The sequence below is a fragment of the Mesorhizobium sp. genome (genome assembly GCF_004963255.1).
In the GTDB taxonomy this organism is placed as follows: Bacteria; Pseudomonadota; Alphaproteobacteria; order Rhizobiales; family Rhizobiaceae; genus Mesorhizobium.
The window spans coordinates 1-5,704 of record NZ_SUGA01000076.1; the positions used below are offsets into that span (position 1 = coordinate 1).

Here is a 5,704-nt window from a genome sequence, read left to right on the forward strand (position 1 = left end):
CTGCCTCGTGCGCTAAATATCGGCTCCCGTGCAAAACCCTCACAAGGGGGGAGATTGGCTTTTTCGGCGCTCCGCTTGTTCTGCAGCGCTGGTGATTGGCGAAAGCCGGCGTGAAGTCTGATCTCCCCCCTTGTGGAGGAGATGCCCGGTAGGGCAGAGGGGGGCGCTGTCCCGCCAGCATCGCGTTGTCTGGCCCACGACTCTGTCGCCTACGCATCTCAGAATGGTCGAGACAACCAACGCGAGGCCCTCATGCGCAAGCTCATCTCCACCGGTTCCCCCTTCGAGAAGACCGCCGGCTATTCGCGCGCGGTGGTGCAGGGCGACTGGTGCTTCGTTTCCGGCACGACCGGCTATGACTATGCCACCATGACCATGCCCGAGACGGTCGAGGCGCAGACGCGCAATTGCCTGGCCACTATCGCAAAAGCCTTGACGGATGCCGGCTTCGACATGGCCGATGTGGTGCGGGCGCATTACTACATCACCGACCCAGCTTATGTTGACGTCGTCTTCCCTATCCTCGGCGAGGCGTTCGGCGACATCCGTCCGGCGGCAACGATGATCGTGTGCCAGCTCAACAAGCCGGAGATGAAGATCGAGATCGAGGTGACGGCACTCAGGCGCACGGCATAGGAGGGGCTCCCGGACAGGCAATGGCAAGGAGCGGCTCATGGTGAAGGTCAGGCGCATCGTCGCCAATATCGAAACCCCCGACATTGCCGCGGCCAAGCGCTTTTACCAGGACGTGCTCGGCCTTGATGTCTTGATGGATCAAGGCTGGATCCGCACTTGCGGCTCGGCCGAGACCATGACGGTGCAAGTGAGCTTCATGGCCGAGGGCGGCTCGGGCACGCCGGTGCCGGACCTGTCGATCGAGGTCGATGATGTCGACGCAACGCTTGCGGGTATGAAGAAGGCCGGCTTCGCCATCGAATACGGCCCGGCCGACGAGCCCTGGGGCGTGCGGCGCTTCTATGTGCGCGATCCGTTCGGGCGGCTGGTGAATATTTTGGCGCATCGGTAGGCGCTGCTCCAGCTTGAGTTCCTCGCACCCACGAAGTGGGGGGAGAGGTGGCCCGGCGGAGCCGAGATGAAGAGAGGGAGCGCCCTACGAAGGCCCCCCTTTCCGTCCGCTTCGCGGACACCTCTGCCCCGCTTTGCGGGGGCGAGGAAACCAAGCTTCGAGAGGTCCCCTTGCGCCCAGCCCGCTTGGCGTTTAGCAAGGCGCCGGTTCAATTTCTCTCCCGGGACGGTTCTCCATGGCTTCGAAAAATCTCTTCCTGCTCGCCGGCGACGGCATCGGCCCCGAGGCGATGGCCGAGGTGAAGAAGCTGATCAAGGCCATGAACGACAAGCTGGGCAGCGGCTTTGCCACCGACGAGGGCCTTGTCGGCGGCTGCGCCTACGACGCGCATGGCGCGGCGATCTCGGACGCCGACATGGCGAAGGCGATGGCGGCGGACGCCGTGCTGTTCGGCGCCGTCGGCGGGCCGAAATGGGATGCGGTGCCTTACGAGGTGCGCCCCGAGGCCGGGCTCTTGCGCCTGCGCAAGGACATGGAGCTGTTCGCCAATCTCAGGCCCGCGATCTGCTATCCGGCACTCGCCGCGTCCTCCTCGCTCAAGCAGGAGGTGGTCGAGGGCCTCGACATCCTCATCGTGCGCGAGCTCACCGGCGGCGTCTATTTCGGCGAACCGAAGCAGATCATCGATCTCGGCAACGGCCAGAAGCGCGGCATCGACACCCAGGTCTACGACACGTTCGAGATCGAGCGCATCTCCGGCGTCGCCTTCGAATTGGCCCGCACGCGCAAGAACCACGTCACCTCGATGGAAAAGCGCAACGTCATGAAGTCGGGCGTTTTGTGGAACGAAGTCGTCTCCCAGACGCACAAGGCGCGCTATTCCGACGTCAAGCTGGACCACATGCTGGCCGACGCTGGCGGCATGCAGCTGGTGCGCTGGCCGAAACAGTTCGACGTCATCGTCACCGACAATCTGTTCGGCGACATGCTGTCCGACATCGCGGCCATGCTCACCGGCTCGATCGGCATGCTGCCTTCGGCCTCGCTCGGCGCGCCGGATGCCAAGACTAAGAAGCGCAAGGCGCTCTACGAGCCGGTGCACGGCTCGGCGCCTGACATCGCCGGCAAGGGCATCGCCAACCCGATCGCCATGATCGCCTCCTTCGCCATGTGCCTGCGCTATTCCTTCGGCATGGTGGCGGAAGCCGACAAGCTCGAAGCGGCCATCGCCGCCGTGCTCGACGACGGCTTGCGCACCAAGGACATCATGTCTGAAGGCATGAAGGAAGTCGGCACCACCGAAATGGGCGATGCCATCATCGCCAAGTTCCTTGGCTGATCCCGGCACCGTCGACATTCGCTGGGCGAGGGTCGACGATGCCGAAGCGCTCGCCACCCTGCTCTGCGCGATGGCAGCGCACTACCGGCAGACGCCGCTCGATCACAGCCGGGCGGCGGCCACGGCGCGGCAATGGCTCAGCGACGAGAGCCCGGCCTATCCGCATTTCACCTTGGCTTTCGCTGGCGGCGAGGTCGCCGGCCTCGCCTCGGTGGCCGTCGCCCACCCAGGCATCGATCTCGAAAGGCTGATGTTCCTGAAGGATCTGTTCGTGCGCGACGGCGCCCGTGACAAGGGCGTCGGCCGCGCGCTCATCGGCTTTCTCGCCGGCTATTGCCTCGGCAAAGGCATAGGCCGCATCGATCTCACCGCGGAAGACTGGAACGAGGGCGCGCTGCGTTTCTACAACCGGCTCGGCGCCGAGCGCCACGGCCAGAAGGTTTTCCTCAGGCTGTCGGGCGACGCGCTGAACAGGATCGCTAGAACCTGACGCCGGCCTGTATCGACCCCCATCGGTTCTCCCCGAACTGTGAAGGTAGAAGCCCGAAGATCAGAAAGGCCACGGCTCCGAAAGCCGGGATGTAGCAAAGCAAGGCAAGCCAGCCGGTCAGCCCGATGTCGTGCAGACGCCGCACGACGACTGCGATCGACGGCAGGATTGCTGCCAGCACGAAAAGCAGGGCAGGAATGTACCCGATCGACGTCCTTGGGCCGTCATCGAAGCCGCTTATCGCCAGGTTGAGCAGGATGCCGAAACCGAACAGCGTGACGAGCACGACGTAGAACCACAGATAGAACGCCCAAAACTCCTTACGGCGCGCTCGGCCGGTGAAATTGCGGTAGTCGTCGCCGAGCGCACGTAGAAAATAGGCCCACAGTCCCATGGAGCCGTTGGAATGGCGTTGGGTGATGCGGCCGCGCTGTTCCGGATTGCCGTTTGCCGGGAGCGAAGGTCGGCTCGCGGCCACGATGTCGTGTGCAGTCCCGTCGTCTGGCGTGAACTGGACCAGCAGACCTTTGGCGAAGGGTATGTCCTCTGTCAGGTCCTTGCGGCTGAAGATGTAGCGCTTGCCGTCGACGCCGTTAATGTAGCCGTAGTCGTGATCCTCGTCGTAGTGAAACACAGTTCCACGCATTGGCTCCCCCCTGCATCGCCTTCAAGATGCTATCGATGGTTGCAGAAAAACGCAATGCACGCGGCGCGCCAGAGCGCGGCACCGGCCAGGATAAGTCCCCGCTTGTTCTCACTGCCGATGTCGGCGACAGCCGCGCAAGAATTGCCCGCGCGAGTGATGGATTTGCTTATAGTCACACTGGCCGCTTCTTCGACTTCTTGTTTTTCATCGGCCCCGGCTTGTCGAACTTCGGCTTGCCAGGCTTCTTCGCCCAAGATTTTATCTCGCCAGCAGGCTGTCGTTCGCCCGGCGCCCGCTTCTCGAACCCCGGCGCACCCTGGTCGAAGGGCCGCTTGCCGCGATGCGGCTTCTTGTCCGGCTTCGGCGGCTGGTAGCCGGCGCGCGACAGGTCGGGCGTACCGTCGATGCGCCTCACCGCGATGCTGCCCTGCAGCTTGCGGTCGGGGCCGATCGCGGTGACGAAGCGGTCGGCCCAGTCGGCGGCGATCTGCACGAAGGTCTCTTCCGGCTGCATCTTGATGGCGCCGATCTCGCGCTTGGACATGCCGGCGGTTCGGCACAGCATCGGGATCAGCCAGCGCGGCTCGGCATTCTGCCGGCGGCCGACCGACAGCGAGAACCAGACGCTGTCGCCGAAATCGTCGCGGCGGGCGGGTGTTTCCTCCCGGCGCGCGAACTTCTCTTTCGACGGGGCGAACGGGCCGACGTCGATCAGGTCCTCGGGCGCCGAGCGGCTGCCGCGGCAAAGCCGCACGAAGGCAGCCGCCACGAGCTCGGCGCCGTGCCGCTCGAGAAGCGCGGCGGCAAAGTCGCGCTCCTCGTCCTTCACCGGCTCGCCAAAGGACGGGTCGGCCAGGATGCGCTCGTCGTCACGCCTCAGCACCTCGTCGGCCGAGGGCGGGCTTGCCCAGGTCGCGGTCAGGCCGGCATTGGCGAGCAGCCGCTCGGTGCGCCGGCGCGCATTGCCCGGCACGATCAGCGCGCTGACGCCCTTGCGGCCGGCGCGCCCGGTGCGGCCGCTGCGATGCAGCAGTGTCTCCGGATTGCTCGGCAGGTCGGCGTGGATGACCAACTCGAGGTTCGGCAAGTCGATGCCGCGCGCAGCGACATCCGTTGCGATGCAGACCTTGGCACGACCGTCGCGCATCGCCTGCAGCGCATGGCTGCGCTCGTTCTGGCTGAGCTCGCCGGACAGCGCCACGACGGCGAAATTGCGGTTGTTGAAGCGCGCGGTGAGGTGGTTCACCGCCGCGCGGGTGTTGCAGAACACCATCGCATTGGCCGCCTCGTAATAGCGCAGCACGTTGATGATGGCGTTCTCGCGATCGGCGGGCGCGACGGAAAGCGCCCGGTACTCGATGTCGAGATGCTGCTTTTCCTCGCCGCCGGCCGAGATGCGCACCGCATCGCGCTGGTAGCTCTTCGCCAGTGTGGCGATTGAGCGCGGCACGGTGGCGGAAAACATCAGCGTGCGGCGTCCGGCGGGTGCTGAGTCGAGGATGAATTCGAGGTCCTCGCGAAAGCCGAGATCGAGCATCTCGTCGGCCTCGTCCAGCACCACCGCCTTCAGCGCCGACATGTCGAGCGCGCCGCGGGTGATGTGGTCGCGCAGGCGGCCGGGCGTGCCGACGACGATATGGGCGCCGCGTTCCAGCGCGCGCCGCTCGGTGCGCATGTCCATGCCGCCGACGCAGGAGGCGATCTGCGCCCCGGTCAGCTCGTAAAGCCATTCGAGCTCACGCCGCACCTGCAGCGCCAGCTCGCGCGTCGGCGCCACGACAAGGCCCAGCGGCGCGCCGGCAGCGGCGAAACGCTCGGCGCCGCCAAGCAGGGTCGGCGCCACGGCAAGGCCGAAGGCGACGGTCTTGCCGGAGCCGGTCTGCGCCGACACCAGCGCGTCGGCCTCGCCGAGCTCAGGTTCCAGCACCGCCTTCTGCACCGGGGTCAGCGCCGAATAACCGCGCTTTTCCAGCGCCTCTGCCAGCGCAGGAACGATCATCTCGAAACTGGACATTTTCTTCTTTCGGAATTCGGAGTTTAGGTGCTCGTCGCGGAGCACAGGGCCGGCACTGCGCCAGCCAAAGGATATTTGCGGCGTTCCTACTTCCTGCGGCCACTATTGTACAGAGCAGGCGGCACCGCCTTTTCCTTCTCCCCTTGTGAGGGCTTTGCACGGAACTGAGTTGGTGATTCGGTAGGTCC

General features: G+C 65.2%; 6 protein-coding genes. 4 read left to right on the forward strand and 2 right to left on the reverse strand.

What is annotated here, in order from left to right; genetic code table 11:
* Positions 1-252: 252 nt before the first annotated feature.
* The 4 genes from E5X34_RS32350 (at position 253) to E5X34_RS32365 (ending at position 2,856) form a co-directional block, all read left to right on the forward strand.
* Positions 253-636 (forward strand): RidA family protein, encoded by a 384-nt coding sequence (locus E5X34_RS32350; protein WP_292573228.1) that lies wholly within the window; start codon positions 253-255, stop codon positions 634-636.
* Between the two features lie 40 nt (positions 637-676).
* Positions 677-1,027, forward strand: a complete 351-nt coding sequence (locus E5X34_RS32355) for a VOC family protein (protein ID WP_292573243.1) — start codon at positions 677-679, stop codon at positions 1,025-1,027.
* Between the two features lie 235 nt (positions 1,028-1,262).
* On the forward strand, positions 1,263-2,366 hold the full coding sequence (gene leuB, locus E5X34_RS32360) for a 3-isopropylmalate dehydrogenase (RefSeq protein ID WP_292573231.1): 1,104 nt from the start codon (positions 1,263-1,265) through the stop codon (positions 2,364-2,366).
* A complete protein-coding gene (locus tag E5X34_RS32365) occupies positions 2,359-2,856 on the forward strand; it encodes a GNAT family N-acetyltransferase (protein WP_292573234.1) in 498 nt (165 codons plus the stop codon). The genes leuB and E5X34_RS32365 overlap by 8 nt, the downstream gene beginning before the upstream one ends.
* Here E5X34_RS32365 and E5X34_RS32370 read toward each other — a convergent pair.
* Positions 2,846-3,502, reverse strand: coding sequence for a DUF805 domain-containing protein (locus E5X34_RS32370; RefSeq protein WP_292573237.1), 657 nt, complete (start codon positions 3,500-3,502; stop codon positions 2,846-2,848). The two genes, E5X34_RS32365 and E5X34_RS32370, sit on opposite strands and share 11 nt — an antisense overlap.
* Positions 3,503-3,674: 172 nt before the next feature.
* A complete protein-coding gene (locus tag E5X34_RS32375; protein WP_292573240.1) occupies positions 3,675-5,516 on the reverse strand; it encodes a DEAD/DEAH box helicase in 1,842 nt (613 codons plus the stop codon).
* Positions 5,517-5,704: the final 188 nt, after the last annotated feature.

Excerpts from the sequence above, each read along its gene's own strand:
- E5X34_RS32350 (WP_292573228.1), top strand. The coding sequence starts at position 253 with ATGCGCAAGCTCATCTCCACCGGTTCCCCCTTCGAGAAGACCGCCGGC.
- leuB (WP_292573231.1), top strand. The coding sequence starts at position 1,263 with ATGGCTTCGAAAAATCTCTTCCTGCTCGCCGGCGACGGCATCGGCCCC.
- E5X34_RS32370 (WP_292573237.1), bottom strand. The coding sequence starts at position 3,502 with ATGCGTGGAACTGTGTTTCACTACGACGAGGATCACGACTACGGCTAC.
- E5X34_RS32375 (WP_292573240.1), bottom strand. The coding sequence starts at position 5,516 with ATGTCCAGTTTCGAGATGATCGTTCCTGCGCTGGCAGAGGCGCTGGAA.